The following is a 24,156-nucleotide window of genomic DNA, read 5'->3' as shown; positions in this document are numbered from 1 at the left end:
CCACGTCGTGACAGTCGGCCGGTCGCCACCCGGTTCGCTGTCGCCGGCGCGATCCCAGACCGCGGTGGCGAACGTCCGATTGCGCGCGACAGGCCGACGTTCGCGCCTGGTCCGGAGCGTCTGGCTTCCTACAGCGCGGATCGACCCTTTGCTGACGTAGCCTCACGCTGGCATGATGGTGCCATGCGCACGATTGTAGCAGCGTCCATACTACTCACGGCATGCACCGGAGAGACGCCGGAGCAAGCTCCGGAGGTCAGCCGTCTCGAACTGCGCGCTGCTGGATTGGACGTTTCAATCGACAATCAGGGTGAAGGCAAGTTCAACTCGGAGCCTCATCCGCGCCCCACGATAACGGGAACATTCCACGTAGGACGCGGCCACTTCGTCGGTCTTGTTCATTCGCTTTCCGAGTTTCGGCGTTTATCTAAACCCACTGAGCAGGCAGCGCAGGAATTTATCAACGGCTCTTGCCCCAAGGACCTGCCGCAGGTGACCGACGCCGGGATGATCTCGATACGGTGGATGGGCCCTGAGACGGATCAGCTTTACGCCGTTGATCTCGGCTGCGACCCGAAAGGCAACTCTACTCGCAACAACAAGCTACGCGCTGCGATTGATGCTCTGCCCGTACCTGACCCGGCTTCGCTGCCCTAGAAGTCCGCTCTCCCCCTCCTCGGCTGTTCCCGGTGCGATCGAGCGGCGCCGCGACGAAGGTCCGGTTACGAGCGCCAGGCCGACGTCCCCCGCCGCGAGCGCGATCACCGCGCTACAGCGCGGATCGACCCTAAGCAGACCTAGGCACGAGCTACCATCGAGGCGGGAAGAACCTTCTGGGGCCGAAGGGCGCGCCCATGACACGTTCGTAGATTGCCTCTTCACTGCCTTGTCGATAGCAGGCTTGGTAGCCGCCAAGATCATCTCGCTTCGGCCTCAGCTCCACGCAAGGCTGCCGGTACAGCTGCATCGTCATCGGAAAGGTGTTTCGCCGTATTTCGTCTTCCGTAGTCCGGAAGTGGATCGCCGCGGCCTTCGTGGCGCGGTGGACAAGCTGCTCGTCCCATTCGTAGTAGAGGGGTCGGCTCGCGTAAACGTACAGCACCGCTACTGTCGCGCATGTCCCCAAGAGGAACGCCCCCAGGAGCCCCGTAGCCAACCTTCGCCGCATCGATCGTTTTCCCCCGCGAGCAGCCCCGAAACAAGGAATGAAAAGGTGGGGGCACAATGTCGCTTTTCCACCGAGGGTTTGTGAAAACACCACTCCGCCTTGACGTGGTAGAAGATTTTTCCTGAGCGAACGCGGGACCAGCCCCATTGACGGGTTTGCCACCCGAATCCGCTGGTTTTCAATGCTTCGAAGCGGCTGTCGCAAGCGAAGCACTACGGCGAATAGAAGATTATTCTACAGCGCGGAGTGCGGAGCGAGTTTTCACACAGCCTGCACCCTGCCCCGTCATTTCCGCGCGGATCACCTGGGGGGCCCGCGAATATCGGGTTCCGCACGGTGGCCTGACGTTGGCCGCCGGCGTGCGCCAGGTCGTGCGCTACGACCGGTTCGACCCATCGCAGAAGTTCGCATCGCTCGCCCCGGCTGCCCCAGAACCGTCACTTGCGACGACCTGGACCCTCCGCTGCCGCTCCGACGGTCACCAGCCACCAGTCAGGGGGTGCGCTCAGGCGGACCGGGCTCGTTCCGGATCCGACACCCGCAGTGACGACGACGATCCGGTTCGTGTCACGCACCACGCCGCAGCGGTAGCGCGTGTCGTAGAGGGGCCTCCATCGTTGCCTCGGGCTGCGCGTCAGAACCGATCCCAGCCACGGCAGAACGACCTGGCCGCAATGAGTATGCCCGGCCAGCACGAGATGAACGTGATCCGAAAGCTTGTGCGCCAGATCGGGCGAATGCGTCAGAACGAGATGGATGCCGCCAATGGGCTTCCACGAAGCGCGGGTCGCGGCGACATCGTCATGGCCCGAAAAGGAGTCATCGACGCCAAGGATCGCCAATGGACCTGCTCGGAGGGCTTCGTTCCCGAGCACTCTGATGCCGGCTCGACCAAGCGCGTCACGAACGCCATCTGGCGAGGTCCAGTGATCATGATTGCCAAGAACCGCGACCACGCCAAGCGGCGCCTTCAAGTGCGACAAAGGCGCTTCCAGGCCAGCGGCGCGGCGCTCCGCACCAGCGGCGTCGTGGCCGACCACGAAATCTCCGGCCAGCAGGACTAGATCCGGCCGTGCAGCATTCACGTCGCCAACGATGCTGCGCAGCCGCCCGGCGTCCATCGCGTCGTTGCCGAGGTGAATGTCCGAGAGCAAAGCGATCTTGAGGGGCCTTGCGCCGGGTGGCCATCCGGACAGCCCAATCGTCAGTCGACGCTCGACCGGCTGGGAGACCGCTTCTCGTACGCCGACAATCAGGAACAGGCTCGCGAGCACCAGCAAAGCGATGGCAGCCCCGCTCAACCATTTGAGTGTCAGTCTCGCCGTCCCCGTCATTGCCCCAGCATAGGGTACAATCGACCTCCATGTGAGCCGCCTTGGGAGAATCCTTGAACCGGCACGAGGTCACAAGCAGACGACGAGGGTTCTGGCTCATGCCACGGCTCGCGATGAAGAGCCGACCTCATGAGCTGCTGCCGACAAGCGGCGTGTGCGCTGGCGACCAGAAGCAATTCATCCCAAACAAAGGCTGGATGTCCGCTTGCCACCCGATTCCGCTGTTCCGGTCCGGAGCCGGCGGCGCCCCGGGCTACGTCCGCTTTCGCCAGGCGGGCTGACGATCGCGCCGCCCCGGCAGGATCACGGCGCTACAGCGCGGATCGACCCTTAGCTGACGTACCCGTGGACAGCCACGCGCTCATCAGAGAGCCCCCTCGGACACTCGAATGATCCGAAACGTGAGCTCGTCATGGTCACCAAGGGTGACGTCCTCACCAGGAGCAGGACCGCTGACGTCTCCGCCTAAAACCCGTACCTCCACCAGCTTGCCTGTGATGACGAGCTTCAAATCGTCGGGTCGATAGATATACGCGAGGCTCGTAGATCGGGGGCAAGTCTGCAGTTTCACACGATCAATGCAGACCGTTGTTGCGCCATCGGTGGGTGTTCCGTCGAGCATCGGCTGAGCCAAGGTCACCCAGTAGCCTCCTTCAACAGCCTGATGCTGGTAGGCCTCCCAAGTACTGCACGAGACGAGCAGGCCTGCAAGGAGGGCGAGCGCGAGTGTGCGTTGAACGAGCGGCATGCTTCACCCTTCAGCTTAAAGCCTCACAACGATAGCGTGAGAGTGTGCAGGAGATGTGCAGACGGCGTCCGCTTTCCCACCCGGTTCGGCTTTGCCGGGGCGATCGCAGGACGCAGCGGCGATCGTCCGATTGCGCGCGATAGGCGGACCATCGCGCGTCATCGAGGTTGCCGGAGCTCCTACAGCCGGCTCCGACCCTTAGCGGACCTTTAAATTTTGTCGCTCTATCCGAATTACATGACTTGAGGAGGATCCCATGGAGGTACGGATGTGCACGGCGCTGGCCTTGGCGCTCGCGGTCACTCCCGCGGCCGAAGCTAAACAGGCTCCTCTAATCCGGTGCGTTGCCGCCGGTAGCTGGGTGTGCTCGCAAGGCGCGGCTGAAGAGAGCATCTGCATCGATGGGCCACGCCACAAGGGAGAGAGATACAAGATCGATTTTCGAAAGGGCAAGTTGCGACGCAAGAGCAACTCCTTGTCCTTCAAGCCAGCGAACTCCCCGAATACAGGCCGGTTCTGGGAACTATCTAATGGCGGTAGCCTTTCTTTGATCGATCCCTCAGTCTACATCCATCCCGAGCGGCGCAACCGAGCCATCTACTACCTCGAAAACCTGCGGGAGCGCGGTCGGCGCATCGAACTGTGGTGCGACCAGTGATCAGCGGGCTGTAGGTCGTTCCTCGACGTCGGTGCCGTTGTAAAAGGAACGGCGGCTGCTGCATCGGTGCGACCTACGGGACGATGCAGGAATGAGGCGTTTCTTGAGCGTCCGCTTTTGAAAAGTCAGAGCCGAGCCGAACGGCGGCTCAGCGGCGCGCCGACGGAGAAGAATATTCTAGCCGCGGAGCAGCGCGGCTCCGCCTATGAGCGAATGCTGCTCGTTTGTGGAAGGGCCTTCTGCGCTTTTGCCCTCGCTCACGAGGGAGATCCGTCACCGGAGTTTTTCGACACTATCCACCCGATTCAGCTGGCCGCCGGGAGCAGTCGCCCCGGCAACGGCTATGTCCGCTTTCGCGAGGTAGGCCGACTATGGCGCCGCCGCCAGCGGGATCAGGGCGATACGACCGCCTGCGACCCAAAGCGGACCTTCTCTCAAGCCGGGATCGATGGCCGAGTAGCGCGTTTCCTGCCGTTGGTGAAGCGTCGGTGGTGGGCGCGCATTGCTATCTGCAGTTCAAATGATGGCTCCCGTTTTTGTGTGCGCGATCGTTGCCAGCAACCCAGCTTTTCGAAAGTCGAATTTCACTGGATACTCCGCGCTGCCTTCGATCATATAGGCGTCGGCATCATTCATCCTCCTATCCGCGTTGCGGAGAATGAACTGACGATCGATCTCTGCAAGGGGCGACCCGAGCGGTTCACCCTGCATCACAGCCAGCATCAGATCGACGTAGCACGACACATATTTGTCCAAAAAGGCAAACTTGCCAAACTTCGGGGAATAATATCTTCCTGTACTTAGCGCATCATACACCTTGCTATACTCAGCCCAGAAGGCAGTGGAAAACAGAACGGGCTCGGTCGCAATCTGTGACAGGAACCGAGCACGCTCATGCTGGCCTAGCGCCGAACAGAAGTGTGAGAAGGCAATTAGCAGATAGTTACCACTCTGAAAATAGCGTGTCCATTCTGATCGCGGCTCTGCAATCACAAAATTGGAAATCCTAACAAACCCGTCCAATGCGATTTGTAGCGGCTGATTAGCAACCCAAGTCTTTACTGCATCCGCTGAATCACATTCAACAAGAGCTAGATGCATAAAGTCGTTGATAGCCGTCTCATACGCCATGTGTGCGCGGCAGAGATCCCCCTCCGCTTCCTTCTTTTCCCCGATCTCTAAGGCCCCAATGGCACCTTCTAGCCGCGTCGTCACCATCTGATGCTCACTGCCGCTCCGGATTCGTTCGCAGATTTCCATTGCTCGTAAGTGTGCTTGGGTCAGATTGGAAGAGGCAGCCCGTGGCAGTTGAGCTGATGATTGGCACACCGCCTCGCAGATCGAGGCGACGCACCTTTTGACTGACGCCTACCAAGTGGCGGGACAGGTTCCAGAAGGTAAGAAATGGGCGTTTGCACCGGGTACTGTTGTCCGATGCGAATGGAAGACGTTCAGCAGCGGCGGCGCAGGCCTGACGGCCATCGAGGTCGCAAGCTAGGTCCGGAACCCACCCTCTCCGGCTGTTCCCGGCGCGATCGCCGGGCGACCCGGCGAAGGTCCGCTTCGGCGCGGCACCCTGCCTTTCGCCGTCGGCCTGCGGCATGTGGGGACCGACGCCGACCCATTGCGGCCCTTCGGTGCGCCGAGCTACGGTGCGAGCATGAGACCTCTTTGGCAGATTGAACGTGCCGTGCTTGATACCTTGGGTTGTGCCCATTCCAGCCTGACAGAGCCATTACGGCTGCAATCTGCGAGTGCTCGGGTGACCAGGTTCGAGAACACCGGAACAGGCTTCTTTTCCTCAATCAACGTGACCGGGGACGCTCCGCCGCTCCCTGACGGATCCCCCCTCGACGACGCCTACGCAATGGTGGACGGGCTTGAACACGGCATGGGTTTTATCGCCCTCTTCGAAGGGCGCCGCTTGTCTGTAATTGAAGGTTACGCATTGGGGGACGCCGAGACCTATGACATCGACTTCGCGGAGACCAAGTTCGATGTGAAACCGTGGAAGGTGGCCCGGAGCACCTTTCAAAAGCACCCGTCGAAATGGGTCACCTGCGCGGCAGATTATCGGCTGAACGAGACTGTTGGCTTCGATCCAGGAATGACGATCCAGTTCGCGGAAGGGCGATGGCGGGACGGCATCGGAAAAGGCGTATCGGTCACCGACATTGCGTTCGACACGATCGAGCCGCTCCTAATCGCCACCTGTTCTGGATGGACGCCGTGGCACCGCCATGGCCCTTACGAGTTGAGCGCTGGGGCTTGCGCAGCGCTGGTTCAGGCTCTCAGACTCGAAGGCGATCGGCTGAGGGAGATCGAAGCGGCGGCCAAGGCCGAGTTGTGCCATGGCCTAGCTGAATGGCTCGCACCTCGTTGCGAGGCGCGGCAGCCGCTTAGCATCTTGGGATACTAGTCTCGCTCTGCACGCCTCTTCCTGTCCCGACGCGTTCGCGCTCCGCATAATGCTCAGCCCGTGTAGCGGGAGTTCCCAGGAAACGTCAGTGCCTCGCGAATGTCGCCTTTCCACCCGATTCAGCTGTTCCCGGCGCGATTGCGGACCGCGGCGGCGAACGTCCGGTTCCGCGCAATAGGCCGACCATCGCGCATCGCCGGGGTCGCGCCACCGCCGACAGCCGGGTCCGACCCATTCACGACATTCACTGGGCGGAATGGCAACCCGTTTCCGCTCACCGATACGGTCCGAATCTCGGCGCCTTTGAGGATTGAAGATCATGCCGCCGTTAGCGCGCCTCAGCGCATCGCCGAGCTGATTAAGATGCGCGCAGCCGAGCCCGCTGTGAATGTGACGGGAACGCACGCGCACGGCGTAGACGGAGCGGCGGTCACCCCCACCGCGGAAGATCGAGCATGAAAGTCGATCTCCCATTTTTCTGAGAATAGGAGGCGTCGCCACCGTGCGCGATCGCTATCGCTTTCACCACCGAGAGGCCAAGGCCGGAGCCAAGACGCTGGTTCGAAGCCTCGGCGCGTGCAAATTGGGCGAAAGCTATGGGGATGAAGTCTTTCGGCAAGCCCTTCCCCTCGTCCACGACCTCAAACCTCACCCTCGCCTCGCTCAGCCGAGACCGAATTAGCAACTTTCCTGGAGGAGCATGCACGCGGGCGTTCTCGATTAGAGCAAGCAAGGCTTGCCGTAAGCGGCTCGCATCGAGAAGCGCCTCGCCGCCATCGCCATCGGCGATGACCGTAAAGCCTGCGTCTGCTAGTCGCGGCTGAACGAGGTCAACCAGCGCCCTGACCTCTTGCGCCGGTTCGATGCGGCTTACACGAAGGTCAAGATGGCCGCTGTCGACGAGGCTGACGACCCGCAGATCCTCGACGAGGCGCTTCAGGTTTTCAACTTGCACCATCAAGTTAGCAATGAGGCGGTCATCGGGTTCGAACACACCGTCTATGACCCCTTGCAGCCTGCCCCCAAGAATGGTCAGGGGCGTCCGTAGTTCGTGCGCGATCTGCGCGTTCCAGATCGAGATGTTTTTGGATGCCTGTTCCAGGCGATCAGCCATGTTGTTGAAGTCGTCAATCAGCCCGGCGGCCTCAAGCGGTCCATGTTCATCTTGGAGAGCGCGCGCGGAGAGATCCCCTTGCGCGATGCATCGCAGCGCCTGCTCGACCGATCGCAGCGGCCGCAGAATACGCTTGGCTATCCTGACCGCGATAACCGACGCGATCATCAGTCCCACGATGATGGATCCAGCGAGGATCACAAAGTCGATGGGTTCGAAGTACAGCTCGTTCAGCGAGCTGATCCCCGGAAGGCCCAGCGCAAAGAACGCAAAATAGACGATCTCGAAGGCAGCAACCGAAAGTGCGATGCACACGACGACGACCGTCATCATCGCAATGACGAGCTGTGTGGTAAGGCTCCGGCGGAGTGTCACGACTGCATCAGCCGGTAACCGACACCTCGTACGCCTTGGGGCATGTCGGGGAGGCCGGCTTGCCCGAGCTTCCGCCGCAGTTTGCTGATGTGACTGTCGACGGTCCGGTCCAGCGCATCGCTCCCCGGCAAGCACGCGTCCACCAGCTCTCCGCGGCTGAAAACACGGTGCGGGTTCCTTGCGAGATGCACCAGCATGCGGAATTCCGTGAGAGTCAAAGAGAGACGGGCGGCCGTGCCGTCCGCCGCGATTTTCCGGACCTCATGGGCTTCCCGGTCTATCTCGAGCGGTCCGGCCCTGAGGACGACACCCCCGTGGTCGCCAGCCGCTCGTCGCAACACGGCCTTGGTCCGGGCGACGACTTCGACCGGATTGAACGGCTTTACGACGTAATCGTCGGCGCCAATTCGCAGCGCTTGCAGCTTGTCTATGTCCTGATCCAGCGCAGTCACCATTATGACAGGAGTCGTGGAGCGTTGCCGCACGGCGGACAGAACCTCCCAGCCGTCCATCCGGGGCATGGACACGTCGAGCAGGATCAGGTCGGGCTTCAATGCATGATGCAGATCGAGTGCGATCCTGCCGTCTCCAGCGTGCACCGTTCGGAACCCCTCCCGTTCGAGATAGGCGCGGATGATGTCCGCAATCTCGGGATCGTCTTCAGCGATAAGGATGAGCGCGTTCATTCATCTAGCCTCCACAGCAACGATACGGGCCAGGCCAGAGACGCGCTACGTCCTTCCACATAATCTCCACACAACGTCCACGTAACTCCGACAGTCCTAGGCGAACCGGTGATCGAACACGTTTCGGAGACCTGGAAATGCTTCTGCGCGGACGCGGAATGAGAACCCTCTGCATGCTCACAGCCGCCACCCTGGCGCTTGCCGCCTGCTCGGAGACGCCCCCGGAGGACGCAGCTGCCCAGCCGGTGGAGGTGCTGGTCATGAAGGTTCAGCCGCAGGATGTGGAGGTCACCGACGAACTGCCAGGCCGGGTTGTCGCTTTCCGAACCGCAGAGATCCGGCCGCAGGTCGGCGGCATCATCCAGCGCCGCTTCTTCGAGCAGGGGGCCTTCGTGCAGGCCGGACAACCGTTGTTTCAGATCAATCCAGCCCCATACCGTGCCGACGCAAACAGCGCTGCCGCTTCACTCGCCCGCGCTCGCGCATCGCTTCACCTTGCGTCAACGCAGGCTGGCCGATTGAAACCCCTGGTAGCAGCGGATGCGATCAGCCGGCAGAGCTATGACAATGCGGTGGCGCAACGTGCCCAGGCCGCTGCAGAGGTGGCACAGGCGGGCTCCGAGCTCGCTCGCCGTCGCCTCGACGTCGGCTTCGCGCGGGTGACCTCCCCCATTTCCGGCCAGATCGGCGCAACGCTGGTCACAGAAGGTGCGCTGGTCGCGGCCCAGGACTCCAACCCTCTCGCCGTCGTCCAGCAGATCGACAAGGTCTATGTCGATGTTCGTCAGCCCGCGGAGCGCTTCGAGGCGCTGCTGCAAGCCCGGGGAAGCGGGAAGGCGCCTGACGCGAACAGCGTCGAGATCCTGACCTCGTCCGGAATCTCCTATCCGGTGCGTGGCCGCATCCTGTTCTCAGGAGTGACGGTGGAGCCGGGCACCGGGAACGCCGTGGTTCGGGTGGAGGTGAACAATCCGCAGCACCGTTTGCTGCCGGGGATGTTCGTCCGCGCAAGGCTGCCCCGAATGACCGCACCTGCCGCGATCACCGTGCCGCAGGAGGCGGTGACGCGTGATGCAAAGGGGGTGGCGACGGTTGCCGTGGTCGATAGCCAGGGCCGGGTTCGGGACCGGCAGGTGAATGTCGGCGAAATCTACAACGGACGGTACATCCTGCTTTCCGGCATCCGCGCCGGGGAGACCATCATCGTCGTCGGCCGCGATCGTGTTCAGACCGGCGTACCGGTGAACCCGCGTCCGTGGCAGCCGGCCAAGCGCTGAGGGAGATCACAGCATGCCTCAGTTCTTCATAGACCGGCCGATCTTCGCATGGGTGATCGCGATCGGAATCATCCTGGCCGGGCTGATCGCCATTCCGCAGCTTCCCGTCGCGCGCTTTCCCTCGATCGCGCCGCCATCGGTGACGATCACGGCATCCTATCCCGGCGCCACGCCGCAGACGATGAATGACAGCGTCGTGGTGTTGATCGAACGCGAGCTTTCGAGCGTCAAGAACCTGCTCTACTTCGAAGCCACCACCGACTCCTCGGGCGTCGCTTCGATCACCGCTACGTTCCGGCCCGGCACCGACCCCGACCTCGCGCAGGTCGACGTGCAGAACCGCCTCAAGACCGTGGAGCCGCGGCTGCCCCAGGCCGTGCGGCAGCTCGGCGTCAACGTGGAGGCGGCGTCTTCAGGCTTTCTGATGATGGTCTCGCTCACGTCCGAGGACGGTCGCCTGGACGAGGTCGCGCTCGGCGATTATCTGAGCCGCAACATCACCGAAGAGCTCAAGCGCATCCCCGGAGTGGGTCGCGTGCAGAGCTTCGCGGCCGAGCGCGCGATGCGCATCTGGACCGATCCGGCTAAGCTCGTCTCGTACAACCTTGCAATCGGTGACGTGACGTCCGCGATCGCGGAGCAGAACGTTCAGCTGGCACCAGGCAGCCTTGGCGCCTCGCCGACGGTCAAGGGGCAGCGCGTTCTCGTTCCGCTCACCGCCGACGGTCAGCTCAGCACACCCGAGCAGTTCGCGGCGATCATTCTGAAGGCCAACCCGGACGGGTCGAAGGTCACGATCGGCGACGTCGCGCGCGTGGAACTGGGGCCCCAGAATTACGCGATGTCGACGCGGGAGAACGGCAAGGTTTCGGCAAGCGCCGCTGTCCAGCTTGCTCCGGGCGCGAACGCAGTCGCAGTCGCAAAGGCCGTCCAGGCGCGCATGACCGAGCTCGCCCGCTCCATGCCCGCGGGCATGAAGTGGTCCATCCCGTTCAACACCGCTCCGTTCGTCACCATCTCGATCGAGAAGGTGTTGCACACCCTCGTCGAGGCCATGGCGCTCGTCTTTCTGGTCATGTTCCTCTTTCTCCAGAAGGTCCGCTACACGCTCATTCCCGCGATCGTCGCCCCTATCGCCCTGCTCGGAACGCTGGCGATCATGCTGCTGGCCGGATTCTCGATCAACGTGCTGACCATGTTCGGCATGGTGCTTGCCATCGGCATCATCGTCGACGACGCGATCGTCGTGGTCGAGAATGTCGAGCGCATCATGCATGAGGAGAAACTGCCTCCCAAGGCGGCCACCAAGAAGGCGATGCGCGAGATCACCGGTGCCGTGATCGGTATCACCGCCGTGCTCACCGCCGTGTTCCTGCCGATGGCGCTCTCCAGCGGATCGGTGGGGGCAATTTACCGCCAGTTCACCCTGTCGATGGCGGTTTCCATCCTCTTCTCGGCCTTCCTCGCGCTCTCACTGACGCCGGCATTGTGCGCGACACTCCTCAAGCCGGTCACCGGCCACGAAAAGAAGAACCGCTTTTTCACGTGGTTCAACGACCGCTTCGACCGCATGACCTCGGGATATGAGCGCTGGGTCGTCGCGATCCTTAAGCGCACGGGCCGGGCAATGCTGGTATTCGCCGCCGTGCTGGGGCTGGTCGGAGTTGCCTTTGCGAATTGGCCGACTTCATTCCTTCCCGAGGAGGACCAGGGCTATTTCCTGACCAGCATACAGCTGCCGCCGGACGCCACCGCCGAGCGCACGGACGAGGCTCTACGCATCTATGAGCGCTACGTGGCGGATCGTCCCGGGATCAAGACGAACGTCAGCATCATGGGCTTCGGCTTTGCAGGCGCCGGTCCCAACGTTGCCACCGCTTTCACGGTGATGAAGGACTGGGACGAGCGGAACGGCGCCACCGTTCAGGATGAGATTGCCCGCGCGACCGAAGCGCTCAAAGCCATTCCGGAGGGCACCGTGATGAGCCTCGCGCCTCCCGCTATCGACGAGCTCGGCACCTCGGGCGGCTTCACGATGCGCCTCGAGGATCGCGCGGGTCTCGGCTATGAGGCGTTGATTGCGGCCCAGGACAAGCTGGTGGCGCTCGCATCCAAGAGCCAGGTGGTAACCTTCGTCTACCCCGACGGACTGCCCGCGGGTACCAATGTTCGGCTCTCGATTGACCGGGAAAAGGCGCAGGCGATGGGCGTGCCTTTCACCGCGATCAGCGATGCGCTTTCTGCCTCGATGGGTTCCGCCTACGTCAACGATTTCCCGAACGGCGGAGCCATGCAGCAGGTCATCGTGCAGGCAAACGCAACCGCGCGGATGCAGCTCGGGGACATTCTAAAGCTCAACGTTCGCAATGCGAACGGGAACATGGTACCGCTCGCCGAGGTGGTGCAACCCGTATGGGAGAAGGGAGCGCTGCAGCTGGTCCGCTACAACGGCTACCCGGCCGTCCGGATCGCAGGCTACCCCAACTTGGGTGTTTCCAGCGGCGCCGCCATGGCGGAAATGGAACGCCTCGCCAGCCAGCTTCCGAAAGGCTTCGCGGTCGAGTGGACGGGTGTTTCCCTGCAGGAACAGCAGGCCGGCTCTCAGACGACGATGCTGATGGCCTTCTCGATGCTTGTGGTGTTCCTGGTTCTGGCCGCCCTCTACGAAAGCTGGGCCATCCCCCTGTCGGTCATTCTCGTCGTTCCGCTAGGTTTGATCGGCGCCTTCGCGGCTATCATCCTCCGGCAGCTGGCAAGCGACGTGTTCTTCCAGGTGGGCCTCATCACCATCATCGGACTGAGCGCCAAGAATGCGATCCTGATCGTCGAATTCGCCAAGCAATATGTGGAGGAAGGCAAGGACGTGGTCGATGCTGCCGTCGCGGCGGCGAAAGTTCGCCTGCGCCCCATTCTCATGACCAGCCTCGCCTTCACCCTCGGCATCGTCCCGTTGATGATTGCGAGCGGCGCCAGTGCGGAGACCCAGCATGCGATCGGTACGGGCGTTTTCGGCGGAATGATCACGGGCACGGTTCTCGCAATCTTCCTGGTCCCCGCATTCTTCGTTGTCGTGGTTCGTCTCGCCACACGTCTTCGCCGCAAGCGAGGCGACCAGATGACAGCAACTCCAGTCGAGGCTTGACCGACATGGCTCCCAAACGTCCGCTCCGTTCGGCAACCCTTCTGCTCCTGCTTGCAGGCTGCTCGATGAATCCTCAGTTCGAGTTGCCACCTGCCCCGATCGCAGCAGCCTATCCCGGCGGCGCAGTCGGCACCGAGGCGCCCCCTGTCAACCTGCAGTGGCGGGAGATGTTCGGGGATCCTCGGCTGCAGCGTCTAATCGACATTGCGCTGGCAGAGAATCGCGACCTGCGCATCGCAACGCTGCAGGTACGTGAGGCGCAGGCGCAGTTCCGTGTTACGCGCGCCGCGAGATGGCCGACCGGCGAGGTCCAGGCCAGCTACACGCGGCAACGCCAGCCTTCGTCAATCGCCGGTGCCGGGGCTGGGCTCGATCCGGACCAGCGGCCGGGGGATGGCGTTGAATTCGGTCAGTTTGGCGCGCAGGCGGCGCTCACATCGTTCGAGATAGACCTTTTCGGGCGTATCCGGTCGCAGACGCAGGCCGCGTTCGAGCGTTACCTCGCCACGGATGAAGGCAGGCGCGCCGCGCGGATCGCCATCATCGCAACAGTCGCCGAGGCATATCTTAACGAGCGGTTGGCGGATGAGCAGTTAAGACTGACCGGAACTACCTTGGCCGACTGGCGTGTCTCACTCGATCTTACCCGCAGACTCCACGACGCCGGCCAGGTCGGCGGGCCCGAAGTTGCCCAGGCGGAGGGGCTGGTGCGGCAGGCGGAAGCAGACCAGCAGCTGCGCACGCGTGACCTTGCACAGGCCACCAACGCGCTGACGCTCGCCGTCGGAAGCCCTGCCCCGGCGGATCTCCCATCACCGGTCGGGCTGATGCAGCAGCCAATCCGAACTCAGCTTGCTCCCGGTCTTCCATCCGATCTTCTGCTGCGCCGCCCGGACATCTTACAGGCCGAGCACGAGCTCAGGGCCGCCAACTACGACGTAGGGGCAGCGCGTGCCGCTATGTTCCCCAGCCTCTCGCTGACCGGCGCATTCGGCTTCGCGAGCCTCGGTCTCACCCGTCTCTTCGAGGCAGCCAACCAGAGCTGGAATGTTTCTCCCCAGCTGACGGTGCCGATGTTGCAGCCTCAGGCGAAGGGCGCGCTTGCGGCCGCGAAAACCCGCACCGGCATCGCCGTCGCTACGTACGAGCGTGCCATCCAGACCGCGTTTCGTGAAGTCGCCGACGCACTCGCCGGCCGTGAGACCTACGAGAAGCAGCGGATCGCTCAGGAGGAGGCCGCTTCGGTGGCGCGCCGACGCGTCGTTCTGACGAACATGCGCTTCCGAGCGGGCCTTGAGAGCCGCCTGGACCTGCTTGACGCTCAGCGGACCGAATATTCAGCACGCCAGAGCGTACTTGAGGTGAAACGCGCTGAACTGGCCGGTGGCGTGTCGCTTTTCCGAGCACTCGGGGGAGGTGCAAGCGATCACGGAGATCCGGGATCCGATCCTGCGCGAGAGCGGACACAGGGCCTCTGAGGGTGAGGGACGATCCAACTGCGGGCGCGGCATCAGTGATCTCGTATCCCCACGGCGATCCAGGGCCGCGGTGGCGAACTCGCTATTGGGCCGTGTTCGTTGGACAAGCTTTGTCGCTGATCGGCTCTGCACTCACCCAATTCGTACTGATCTGGTGGATCACAGACACGACCGGCAGCGTGTCCGCGCTTGCGATCGCAGGGGTGGTCGCGCTGCTTCCCCAGGCGCTTCTGGGTCCCTTGGGCGGCACCTTGGCCGATCGCTGGAGCCGGCGCGCCATCATGATCGCCGCCGACCTGATCAGTGCTATTTGCATGACGGTGTTGATCGCACTCTTTCTCACCGACACTGTCGCGCTCTGGCATCTGTTCGTGATGATGTTCATCCGCAGCGCCATGCAAGCATTTCAGCAACCGGCCGCGAATGCTAGCACGGCCATGCTCGTGCCGAAGAGCTTCCTTCCACGTGCGGCGGGCCTGAACCAGACACTCACGGGGATCATGACCGTAGCCGCTGCACCCCTCGGTGCCTTGGCAATCAGTCTCATGCCGATCGGTTATGCGCTCGCTATCGACGTAACTACAGCTGTGCTTGGGATCGTGCCGTTGCTCGTTTATTCGATTCCGCAGACGAAGGAACCGAGCGGGCAGAGACCTAACCTCTGGCGCGAGTTTCGCGAGGGCTTCGATTTCGTATGGGGAAACCCGGGTCTGCGCCGCTTGTATTGTCTGCTGGGCGCGATCGTCCTCGTCGTCATGCCATCCTTCACTCTCGTTCCACTTTTGGTAAAGGAGCATTTCCACGGTGGTGCGAGCGAAGTGGCGCTCATCGAGAGTGTCGGTGGCGCAGGGATGATCGCGGGTGGCCTGCTCGTGGCGACCGTCGCCCCGAGGCGACACGTCATGTGGGTTCTCTGGGGCTTCGCAATTTCTTGCCTGAGCCTCGCCCTTACGGCCTTGTCTCCATCAGCGATGTTCCCGGCCGCGGTGGCTTGGTGGGCGCTCAGCGGGCTAACCTATATCGCAGGCAACGCCCCATTCACCGCGCTCCTGCAATCGATGGTGCCGAACCATCTGCAGGGTCGGGTTCTCTCGCTTCTTGCCACGCTCATGGGATTGGCGACGCCTGTCGGGCTCGGGCTTGCAACGCCGCTCGGCGAACTGATCGGGGTGCGCTGGCTGTTCGTCACCTTGGGCATTCTTGGTGCTGTCGTCACGCTACTCGGCTTCCTCTCGCCGCAGCTCCGCAACTTGCGGCTCTCGATGGGAGAGGCGCGCTAATCACTGCATATACCTGCCGCCATCTGCAGGTGGTTACCCTGAATGTGATCCTTCACGTCATGACGGCGTCAGGCCCTGAGCAGGTGGAGCTGATCTCTCAGGGATGTCCCGTTGCCACCCTCCCCTGTCATTCCCGCGTCGATCGCCGGCAGCTACCGCGAACGGCAGGTTTCGCGCGGCAGTCTGACGTTCGGCGCTGGCGCGCGGCCGATCGAGATGGTCGACCGGTGAGCTGCTGCCGGTTTCGTGGACACCGAGATAAGGTGTTTATGGAATCGGAGGGAATGGATGGAACGACGAAGACACAGCCGCGAGTTCAAGCTTGAGGCGGTGAAGCTGGTCCGCGAGCGTGGGGTGTCGGTGGCCCAGGCCGCGCGTGATCTGGATCTGCACGTGAACGTGTTGCGCAAATGGGTTCGGGAGTTCGAGACGGATGCCGGCTCGGCGTTTCCCGGCCACGGCAATCTGAAGCCCGAGCAGCAGGAGATTGAGCGGCTTCGCCGCGAGCTCGCCAGGATGAAGGCGGAGCGCGATATCTTAAACTGAGGCGGATCAGGAATGATCCGGGGGATCATTCCACGCCGAAGCAGCGGCCTACTTCGCGAAGGACTCGATATGAGGTTCGCCTTCGTTGCGAAGCACCGGGGGACCTGGCCGGTATCGTGGATCTGCGAGGCGCTCGGGGTCTCGCGCAGTGGCTTTCATGCCTGGCTTACGCGCGCGCCGAGTGCACGATCGAAGAGTGACGAGAAGCTTGGCGCCAAGGTACGTGCCAGCTTCGTTGCAAGCGACCGCACCTACGGTTCGCGCCGCGTGTGGCACGATCTCCTGGCCGAAGGCCTTTCATGCGGCCTTCACCGGGTCGAACGGCTGATGCGTCTCGAGGGCCTTCGTGCGAGGCCGCGGCGGCGCAGCCTGCCCAAGGACGACGGCACCCGTTCGCTCATCGCCGACAACGTGCTCGACCGGCAGTTCTCCGCCGACCGGCCGAACCAGAAATGGGTGGCCGACTTTACCTACATCTGGACCGCGCAAGGCTGGCTCTACGTCGCTGCCGTGATTGACCTGTTCTCGCGGCGGGTGGTTGGCTGGTCGATGCGCGAGACGATGACCGCGCAGCTCGTCACCGATGCGCTGATTATGGCGATCTGGCGTCGCGGAAAGCCGCACGCCCTGCTCCACCATTCGGACCAAGGCAGCCAATATACGAGCGAGCAGTTCCAGCGGCTGATGGCCGACAATGGCGTATCATGCTCGATGAGCCGCTCAGGCAACGTCTGGGATAACGCAGCAATGGAGAGCTTCTTCTCTTCGCTCAAGACCGAGCGCATCGCCAGGAAGGTCTATCGAACCCGCGACCAGGCCAAGGCCGACGTGTTCGACTATATCGAGCGCTTCTACAATCCGAGGCGCCGACACTCGACCTTGGGGTACCTCAGCCCCATCGACTTCGAGAAGCTGTCTGAGGTAGCGTAGCCTAACTCAGTGTCCATCAGACCGGCAGCAGCTCACTCAGGCGCAGTTCGACTCGTTGCCTGCGGAGAAGAAGGCCGGCATCCTGCGAGAGATCGAGGAGGCCATTAAGCGCGCAACGAAAGGGGTCGAGAGCGGCACCTCAGAACCTGGTTCGAACGTCAGCGTCCTCATCTAAACGACTCTCGGTTCGGCGCGACGCAGCTCTTGGCGTGAGCATCGCTCCGATGCGAAGGTCTGGAATCCACCCGATTCAGCTGTTCCGGCCCGGGTCCGCGGTCACTGCGGCGAACGTCGGCTTACGCGGAAGGCCGACGGGAAGGCCGGCGTGCGCCAGATCGAGAGGTCTACTGGCTCCGATGCAAGCCCGCCTTGGAACCGGTCAGTGCCGCGCGCGAGTGCATCCGTCACTTGCTCCATAGCCGGCATTCGCCGGACCGCGGCGCTAAGTCTGCTAAGATCCCCCAAAGCAGTCATTCGCAGGGCGCACCGCGAACGACGGCTTTGGGGTAGATAAGCGGTCATTCGCCGCCACCGTCGGGAACGGCGGCTTTGTCCCACCGCCGGCCATTTGCGGTCCCCTGCTCTCAAGGCGCAACGTTCCAATACCTGCTGGGCAGGCGCTGGTTTGTCGGGCCCGTTCTATCCGGATCCGCTTCCAAGTGGCACCGCTGCAGACTATCGTGCCCACGATGGCGAATGAACCCGCGGCTGTTGCCCAAAGAAGCGCAGAAATCTCGCGCGAGCTCATGAGCCTGGTTCGCGCATTTGTTGCACACGACGGGGACATCGGACCAGCTCTGATGGCCATCTCGGACTGCGCTGGGGCCTTGCTCGCTGCCGGCGCTAGCTCGGCGAGCCACCTGGAGGAAGGATTAGAGATGTTCGGCGGGATGACGGCTGAACAAGCTCGAGGTCATTATCTTGCGCAGCTGCACGAAGGACCCTCGGCTTAGCCGTCCCCGATGGCCGGCTGCGTATTGGTCGTCTGCTTCTACGCGGCACTGGCACGCCATCTTGGGCCGCTACTTCAGCTTAAATCAACTCGCAAGCAGCCATCTTTCACCCACACCTGCTCAACGAGCTTCGCTCTACCTTGCCGGTCTCATCGGCGGGCTGCCACCAGCACACCAGCGGAAAACTCTTTCCAGGTAAGGGCAACTTCTTTCCGGCGGCGAGCTTACCCAACGAGCGGCTGCGCCACAAAGATTCGACACGCCGAGCGCCCAGCGGCTTGGACTTTGCACCCTCTCCGAGTCCCGGCGAACGGGCGAATGGGCGCAGATAATCACTTAAAGCTAAGAGACGAAGCCGAGCTTTGGCGCTGAAGAGCATGCCACCAGATGACACCCGCGCGCGGCATTTTTGCCTCAGCCCAAAGTGATATCCGAACGCCGCCTCAGGTATATACGCCATACTCGATCCGTTGCAGGAAGAGCCTCACCTTAGTCAGGCCATCCGCATTGCGCACCAGATCAGTCGGGCATCTTCCATCCAGCCCCAAAGCTGGCGTGATCATCCACGTCTGCGCCGCCTCGCGGGATCCGAATACTCGAGTTGCCTCGGTCAGGACGGTCAAATAATCGGGAGAGCGGCGGTCCTGCTGAACTCCGTTCATAGCCCGTTTGAATTTCCTACTCACGTACCACACGCCTTTCCATGGCTCCCGAATTGTTCAGATGTCGATGACCAATTCTGGGTCGAAAGCGGCATTCTCCATCCGCAACCGACCGGAAACCGGACCACAACCTTTCGGATTGCAGAGCACTCGGCAGGAATTCGCCAAATAATCACATGAGCTGTGAGTGTGACCGTGGATCCAAAGATCCACTGTGCCGCCTTCCACGAGACTACTCAGATCCGAGCAGAACGCCGGTGTGAGGGGATCACCAACATATCGAGGATGTATCGAGCTTCTATGGGGTAGGTGATGCGTAACGACGACCGTCCTGCGAGCATCGGGGTGACGCTCTCCGAGACGCTCCGCCAGCCACGCGCGGGAATGCGCGTGCCAAGCACGAGTCTCGGTAGGTTCCAGCACCGAATGCACCCTGGAGTAGATCAAACTGTAGTCGTTCATCCATTGGCGGGCGAAGGTCATTGAACGAGCCGGATCACCGGTCAACTCGAAATCGGTCCAAAGCGGAGTTCCGAGAAACCGCACACCCTCAATAATTAGCTCCTGATTGTGTAAGAGATTCACCTGCGTTCCGCGAGCAAGCTCCCGTGCCTCAGCCAGCTCATCTTCGATGGTGAAGTCAGCTCTCGGGCTATACCATTCGTGATTACCGGTGATATACACGACAGGCTTAGCACCCGCACGATCGGACAGCCAACGTACCGCGGCCGTAGCCCGATGGATATCACCGGCAGCAACGAGTACATCGTACTCGGGACGCCTCTCGGGCAGATCCCAGGTGCTTTGCTCAAGATGCAGGTCTGAGAGTACCCATAGGCGCAAAGGTTGGTTCCGTTCTTCTTCTAAGTTGCTCGCTCACGATCGGCGACTATCGCTCGACTGGGACAAACCTGCCGTCGACAAATCTGTAAGCAGCTACGATGAGACTCTCCGCCAGCTTCCTCGTTCCCGGCTGAGAGTGTTCGTCACATAGCGTTTGCACCCACCCAGAGCTGGTGCGCAAGGATCCCTTCTTTCCACACTCCTCGCACGTCACCCGCGATTGTCGCGTAGCATCGTCGATAAGATGGAACGCCTCGACCGTGCCGGCCTCGAGGTAGACCCGAAGCTCACCGAATTTCTGCTTCACCTGGGTGATGCTAAAACCAGGCTGCACACGCTCCAACTCGATCACCAACGCGGCGAGTAACGGCCTCCAGCCCGGCGGGACGTCGTCTGCATAGTCTTCGTTTTGCAGGTGAGCCATGCTGCGTTGCTTTCCTTTCGCATCAGAGCACTCGAGCGTCAGCGTTGGAGTTCGGCCTCGAGGTATTCACGGGCTTTCGTTAGATATTCGGCGGACGAGAGGATGGCGGACAAAGCTGCTCGACCACACAGATAGCTGACGCTATTCGATGAACGCAGCAAGTGGGTAGGCCCGTCGCGTCGTGGGATTAGGATGGCGAGCGTCCAAGCGATGCGCATCAGATTATCTCTCCTCTCGTCCGCAACGGAACCATCTAACTCAATGATCCGATCCCACTGTTGGGAGCTGAGCCCCAAGATCGCCTGAGCGCCCCGTGTTGCATCCCCTTGGCCATCATGAACCCGCGGCTCACAGAGGCTCATCACTGCAGCTTTCTTGGAGTCGGACTCCGCGCGGAGCGTCTCGGGCGTCAAGCAGCACCTATCGATAACAATAGTGTTCGTCGGCCCCATATAGCGCCAGCTAATCTCCCAAACGATTTACCCGACCCAGATTTCCGCTTCATATCAAACGACATCGTTCACTAAGAAGTATTTCGATTGGGGACCTCCCGCCTGCAGCGGATACATACGGTCGACGAAAGCATGAACCGCACACCTCAAACCATGAGACCGCTGATTTGCCGACATTTCCAGCAACCATTGTTCAAGTGTGTCTGGCGAAACATGCGACAATCTAGCCATCAACTCCGATCGCTCCCAACTGGCCAACATCGCTTCTGATTTCTCCGGGATGAGCCAGTTGTCCAACCAGGTGACGACCCGCTGATGGGGCATCCCTGCGGCTTCCTCTCTCGCTACAGCCCTCAAGACCTGCTCTCCAAGTTCGCGACCCCATCTACGCTTCATAGATCCTCCCGTACTCCACGAAATTGCTGAGGTGTCAGCCCTAGGCTGGACCACGTGCGAAACGCCAACCTTGGTCTGCGGTCAGCGACGGGCGAGACAAGAATCGACACATCAGTCGCGGGTCGGAACCGGACCCGGAGCTCAGATCTAATCTGGAACCATGGATCCAGACGGATCCTGAGCTTCATACTGCAACCACCGTCAGCAGGCAACAAGAATGTTTCTTAAAGGCCGTGGCCTAACAGTCGGTGGACGCTGCGCGGCCGGCACTTCAGATACCTGCTGTGTCTAAAATCAGAGATAGCTCGGTACGCGACAAGGTCGCGGCAGCGATACGGCACCACAGGAAACTGAGCGGCCAGTCCCAGGAGAAAGTCGCACATCGCGCCCGCATCGACAGATCGTTCTACGGCCGGATCGAGCGCGGAACTCAGAACCTCGCTCTGGAGACGCTATGCCTCATTGCCCTGGCTCTTGAGATCCATCCGAGCGAGCTATTGAGGGACATTGAAAGCTCGGACTTATTGGAATTGAAGGGTAGCAGAGTGGGCCCGCTTGGCTGAGAATATTCGACCTGCTGCCGATCTGATGGACACTGAGACAGGCTGTTGGAGACTCTCAGTTGACACCTCCGGCCCTTGCTGAAGTTCGATCTTGATCACAGCACCCGCGCGACTAGCTACCCGTGTTTGTGCTCAGCGTCCGTGAGCTGTGCCTTGGTGGCATTGTCAACGCCGACTGGATTCTGACCCACCAGAGCACATGGCGCCGGATTAATTCTGACTGAACCGCCCCGGGTTCGCCGGAGGCTCTTTGGTTTGAGTTACGCGGCTATGCGTGTTTCGTCGAGCATGGCGTAGTAGCGTGCTTTGGCTTCGGCTGGTGGGATGTTCCCGATCGGCTCGAGCAGCCTGCGATTGTTGAACCAGTCGACCCATTCGAGCGTGGCATATTCGACGGCCTCGAACGATTTCCACGGACCACGACGGTGGATCACCTCGGCCTTGTAGAGGCCGTTTATCGTCTCGGCCAAGGCATTGTCGTAGCTGTCGCCGACGCTGCCGACCGAGGGTTCGATGCCGGCTTCGGCAAGCCGCTCGCTGTACGTGATGGACAGATATTTCAATCCGCGGTCGCTGTGGTGAACGAGGCCTCCGCGATGTACTGGCCTGCGATCGTGCACGGCTTGCTCCAGAGCATCGAGGACGAAGCTGGCATGCGCCGTCCTGCTGGCGCGCCAGCCGACGATCCGTCTGGCATAAGTGTCGATGACGAAGGCGACATAGACGAAGCCCGCCCAGGTCGACACGTAGGTGAAGTCGGACACCCAGAGCCGGTTCGGCGCTGCCGCCCGGAAGTTGCGATTGACGCGATCGAGCGGACACGGCGCGGCCTTGTCGCTGATCGTGGTCCGCACTTGCTTGCCGCGGACGACCCCCTTGAGACCGAGTTCGCGCATTAGCCGCTCCACCGTGCAGCGGGCGACCGAGACCTTCTCGCGGAGCAACTGACGCCAAACCTTGCGCGCGCCGTAGACGTTGAAATTGTCGGCATGCACACGCGCGATCTTCGCCTTGAGATCTTCATCACGCCGTGTCCGTGGAGACCGTCGGCATGGATCGTGCCGCTGCGCGACACGCTCGAAGTAAGTCGACGGGGCAATCGGCAGCACCCTGCAGATCGGCTCGTCCCCATAAACTTCTCGGTGATAGTCGATGAACGCGATCATCGCTTGAACGGGCGGTCGAGCTTCGCCTGGGCAAAATAGGCAGACGCCTTGCGCAGGATCTCATTCGCCTTCCGCAGCTCCCGGTTCTCACGCTCCAGCGCCCGGATACGATCGCGCTCCTCGCTCGTCACACCAGGCCGCGAGCCGCTGTCCCGCTCCGCCTGCCTCACCCAGCGGCGCAGCGTCTCCGCCGTGCAACCGATCTTCGAAGCAATCGAGACGATCGCCTCCCATTGCGACGCATGCTCCCCCTGATGCTCGAGAACCAGCCGCACCGCGCGATCGCGCACCTCAGCCGGATATTGTCCTGTCTGCTTTCCCATAACGGCTCCCACTTCTCACAAGTTGGAGCCTCCAGGAAACCCGGGGCGGTTCACTTCCCACTCAGTGGGCCATTCGATTGGCACCTGCAGAAGAGCATCAAAGCCTCGTCGAAAAGCTCCTGGATCTGGTCCGTAGGTCAGCATCAGGAAACGGTGGCAAAGAGCTTCTTTCATGAGAGCGATGGCCGGTTTGCCGTAGGCTAGAAGCTGCGCAAGCGGCGTGGGAGCAGGGAATTGCAACATCGTGCAATCGCTCCTCAGCCAATCGGCCACGGAGCGATCGCCCAACACGTCCTGCAAGTCCTTGTGGATCTCGTGAAGCGAAGTGATCCTCTCGTGCTCAGAGTGGGTGAGTCGAGCCTCCGGTAGGTCGATGAGCGTCATCACCCGCTCTTCAGCCACACCGAGTAACCCGAGAAGCTCGGCGTTCGTCAGACGCCACTTGTCACCGAGATAGCTCACATCTCCGAGAGCCCAGCTGGGCGTGAACGCGGGGGGGGGGGGGGGATTCAGCTATCGCTTTGGACTTGCTGGTCCGCAGTACCCGAACGCCTCTCGAAGGCAGGAAGTCGCGCCTGGACACGGGATCGATTCCGATGTGCTCAATCTCTTCATCCGTGCTTGGTAAGCGGAGCGCCGTCCCCACCTTGCGGGTCTGAAGCGTAGCGCCGAGCCTGCTCGTCCTGATTGGGCAGAGGACGTTGGTGCTATGACGATGTCATGTGATGATGCTGGCACCGGCGGCGTGCAGCGCTTCGAGGTGTTCACCGGTGCCGGGAGGCGACGAAACTGGCCGTCGGAGGTGAAGGCATCAATCGTCGCCGAGAGCTTTTCGGGCCGGGAGACGGTATGCGCGGTTGCGCGGCGGCACGCGCTGAGCCCTTCGCAGCTGTTCACCTGGCGTCGCGCGTTGCGCAAGCAGTTCGAACATCGGGGCGTGACGTTGCCGGCCGTGCCGGCGTTCGTGCCGGCCGTGGTAGAGGCACAACCTGCCGATGCGCCTGTGCAGACAGGCAAGCACTCGAAGAAGCGCCGACGTTCGAAGGGGCCTGCGATCGAGCTCGAGATCGCTGATGTGGTGGTGAAGATTGGTCGCGGCGCCGATACCGGCGTGATTGCCGCGGTGATCGAGGCGCTCAGGGCAACGCGATGATCGGCCCTGGCGCTGCTGCGCGGGTGATGGTGGCGACGCCGCTTAGAGCCTGGAGGATCAAAGGGT

General features: G+C 61.8%; 19 protein-coding genes, 1 pseudogene and 1 other annotated feature. Of the genes and pseudogenes, 10 read left to right on the top strand and 10 right to left on the bottom strand.

Annotated features, from left to right (window positions below):
• The first annotated feature begins 183 nt into the window (after nt 1–183).
• Nucleotides 184–657, top strand: a complete 474-nt coding sequence (locus tag ETR14_RS22020) for a hypothetical protein (RefSeq protein WP_129389008.1) — start codon at nt 184–186, stop codon at nt 655–657.
• A gap of 948 nt (nt 658–1,605) precedes the next feature.
• Here the strand turns inward: ETR14_RS22020 and ETR14_RS22015 are convergent.
• Nucleotides 1,606–2,469 (bottom strand): metallophosphoesterase, encoded by an 864-nt coding sequence (locus ETR14_RS22015; RefSeq protein WP_243455635.1) that lies wholly within the window; start codon nt 2,467–2,469, stop codon nt 1,606–1,608.
• A gap of 397 nt (nt 2,470–2,866) precedes the next feature.
• Nucleotides 2,867–3,250, bottom strand: a complete 384-nt coding sequence (locus ETR14_RS22010; protein WP_129389002.1) for a hypothetical protein — start codon at nt 3,248–3,250, stop codon at nt 2,867–2,869.
• Between the two features lie 256 nt (nt 3,251–3,506).
• On the opposite strand from ETR14_RS22010, the gene ETR14_RS22005 reads away from it, so the two are divergent.
• The gene (locus ETR14_RS22005) at nt 3,507–3,908 is read left to right on the top strand and encodes a hypothetical protein (RefSeq protein WP_129388999.1); all 402 of its coding nucleotides are present in this window, start codon (nt 3,507–3,509) and stop codon (nt 3,906–3,908) included.
• Nucleotides 3,909–4,424: 516 nt separating this feature from the next.
• Here the strand turns inward: ETR14_RS22005 and ETR14_RS22000 are convergent.
• On the bottom strand, nt 4,425–5,126 hold the full coding sequence (locus ETR14_RS22000; RefSeq protein WP_129388996.1) for a hypothetical protein: 702 nt from the start codon (nt 5,124–5,126) through the stop codon (nt 4,425–4,427).
• Nucleotides 5,127–5,568: 442 nt separating this feature from the next.
• On the opposite strand from ETR14_RS22000, the gene ETR14_RS21995 reads away from it, so the two are divergent.
• Nucleotides 5,569–6,327, top strand: coding sequence for a hypothetical protein (locus ETR14_RS21995; protein WP_129388993.1), 759 nt, complete (start codon nt 5,569–5,571; stop codon nt 6,325–6,327).
• A gap of 430 nt (nt 6,328–6,757) precedes the next feature.
• On the opposite strand, the gene ETR14_RS21990 is transcribed toward ETR14_RS21995, so the two are convergent.
• Together ETR14_RS21990 and ETR14_RS21985 are read right to left on the bottom strand one after the other, a co-directional pair.
• Nucleotides 6,758–7,774 carry an ATP-binding protein gene (locus tag ETR14_RS21990; RefSeq protein WP_129388989.1) on the bottom strand — a complete coding sequence of 339 codons (1,017 nt, stop codon included), beginning with the start codon at nt 7,772–7,774 and terminating at the stop codon, nt 6,758–6,760.
• Nucleotides 7,775–7,812: 38 nt separating this feature from the next.
• The gene (locus ETR14_RS21985; protein ID WP_129388986.1) at nt 7,813–8,502 is read right to left on the bottom strand and encodes a response regulator; all 690 of its coding nucleotides are present in this window, start codon (nt 8,500–8,502) and stop codon (nt 7,813–7,815) included.
• A 173-nt stretch (nt 8,503–8,675) separates the two neighbouring features.
• Between ETR14_RS21985 and ETR14_RS21980 the strand changes: the two genes are divergently transcribed.
• The 5 genes and pseudogenes from ETR14_RS21980 (at nt 8,676) to ETR14_RS21960 (ending at nt 17,155) form a co-directional block, all read left to right on the top strand.
• A complete protein-coding gene (locus ETR14_RS21980) occupies nt 8,676–9,779 on the top strand; it encodes an efflux RND transporter periplasmic adaptor subunit (RefSeq protein WP_243455634.1) in 1,104 nt (367 codons plus the stop codon).
• Nucleotides 9,780–9,792: 13 nt separating this feature from the next.
• Nucleotides 9,793–12,921 carry a multidrug efflux RND transporter permease subunit gene (locus tag ETR14_RS21975; protein ID WP_129388980.1) on the top strand — a complete coding sequence of 1,043 codons (3,129 nt, stop codon included), beginning with the start codon at nt 9,793–9,795 and terminating at the stop codon, nt 12,919–12,921.
• 5 nt (nt 12,922–12,926) lie between these two features.
• Complete coding sequence (locus ETR14_RS21970) at nt 12,927–14,399, top strand: efflux transporter outer membrane subunit (protein ID WP_129392256.1); 1,473 nt, start codon at nt 12,927–12,929, stop codon at nt 14,397–14,399.
• Nucleotides 14,400–14,491: 92 nt separating this feature from the next.
• Nucleotides 14,492–15,679 carry an MFS transporter gene (locus ETR14_RS21965; RefSeq protein ID WP_206185895.1) on the top strand — a complete coding sequence of 396 codons (1,188 nt, stop codon included), beginning with the start codon at nt 14,492–14,494 and terminating at the stop codon, nt 15,677–15,679.
• Between the two features lie 288 nt (nt 15,680–15,967).
• Nucleotides 15,968–17,155 (top strand): annotated as a pseudogene (locus tag ETR14_RS21960) (IS3 family transposase).
• 1,396 nt (nt 17,156–18,551) lie between these two features.
• Here ETR14_RS21960 and ETR14_RS29785 read toward each other — a convergent pair.
• The 3 genes from ETR14_RS29785 to ETR14_RS21945 all read right to left on the bottom strand — a co-directional run bounded on the left by ETR14_RS29785 (nt 18,552) and on the right by ETR14_RS21945 (nt 20,885).
• Nucleotides 18,552–18,671: an antitoxin Xre/MbcA/ParS toxin-binding domain-containing protein gene (locus ETR14_RS29785; RefSeq protein ID WP_371416829.1), complete on the bottom strand. Its 120-nt coding sequence runs from the start codon at nt 18,669–18,671 to the stop codon at nt 18,552–18,554.
• A gap of 156 nt (nt 18,672–18,827) precedes the next feature.
• The gene (locus ETR14_RS21950) at nt 18,828–19,613 is read right to left on the bottom strand and encodes a metallophosphoesterase (RefSeq protein ID WP_129388974.1); all 786 of its coding nucleotides are present in this window, start codon (nt 19,611–19,613) and stop codon (nt 18,828–18,830) included.
• A 930-nt stretch (nt 19,614–20,543) separates the two neighbouring features.
• Entirely contained in the window at nt 20,544–20,885 is a 342-nt protein-coding gene (locus ETR14_RS21945) for a hypothetical protein (protein WP_129388971.1), read from the bottom strand.
• A 248-nt stretch (nt 20,886–21,133) separates the two neighbouring features.
• Between ETR14_RS21945 and ETR14_RS29780 the strand changes: the two genes are divergently transcribed.
• Nucleotides 21,134–21,448 carry a helix-turn-helix domain-containing protein gene (locus tag ETR14_RS29780; RefSeq protein WP_371416722.1) on the top strand — a complete coding sequence of 105 codons (315 nt, stop codon included), beginning with the start codon at nt 21,134–21,136 and terminating at the stop codon, nt 21,446–21,448.
• Between the two features lie 260 nt (nt 21,449–21,708).
• Here ETR14_RS29780 and ETR14_RS21935 read toward each other — a convergent pair.
• Together ETR14_RS21935 and ETR14_RS21930 are read right to left on the bottom strand one after the other, a co-directional pair.
• Nucleotides 21,709–22,937 (bottom strand): IS3 family transposase gene (locus tag ETR14_RS21935; protein WP_129388968.1). Its coding sequence is split into 2 segments (ribosomal slippage): nt 21,709–22,649 and nt 22,649–22,937, totalling 1,230 coding nucleotides; the frame shifts between segments, so codons are not numbered across the junction.
• Nucleotides 22,540–22,656: a sequence feature (AL1L pseudoknot), on the bottom strand. (Overlaps the previous gene by 117 nt.)
• A 15-nt stretch (nt 22,938–22,952) precedes the next feature.
• Nucleotides 22,953–23,399, bottom strand: coding sequence for a hypothetical protein (locus tag ETR14_RS21930; RefSeq protein WP_129388965.1), 447 nt, complete (start codon nt 23,397–23,399; stop codon nt 22,953–22,955).
• Between the two features lie 283 nt (nt 23,400–23,682).
• Between ETR14_RS21930 and ETR14_RS21925 the strand changes: the two genes are divergently transcribed.
• Nucleotides 23,683–24,090: a transposase gene (locus ETR14_RS21925; RefSeq protein WP_243455633.1), complete on the top strand. Its 408-nt coding sequence runs from the start codon at nt 23,683–23,685 to the stop codon at nt 24,088–24,090.
• Nucleotides 24,091–24,156 lie beyond the last annotated feature (66 nt).

The sequence above is a fragment of the Sphingosinicella sp. BN140058 genome, from assembly GCF_004135585.1.
Taxonomy (GTDB): Bacteria; Pseudomonadota; Alphaproteobacteria; order Sphingomonadales; family Sphingomonadaceae; genus Allosphingosinicella.
This window is presented reverse-complemented; position numbering and strand designations above follow the sequence as displayed.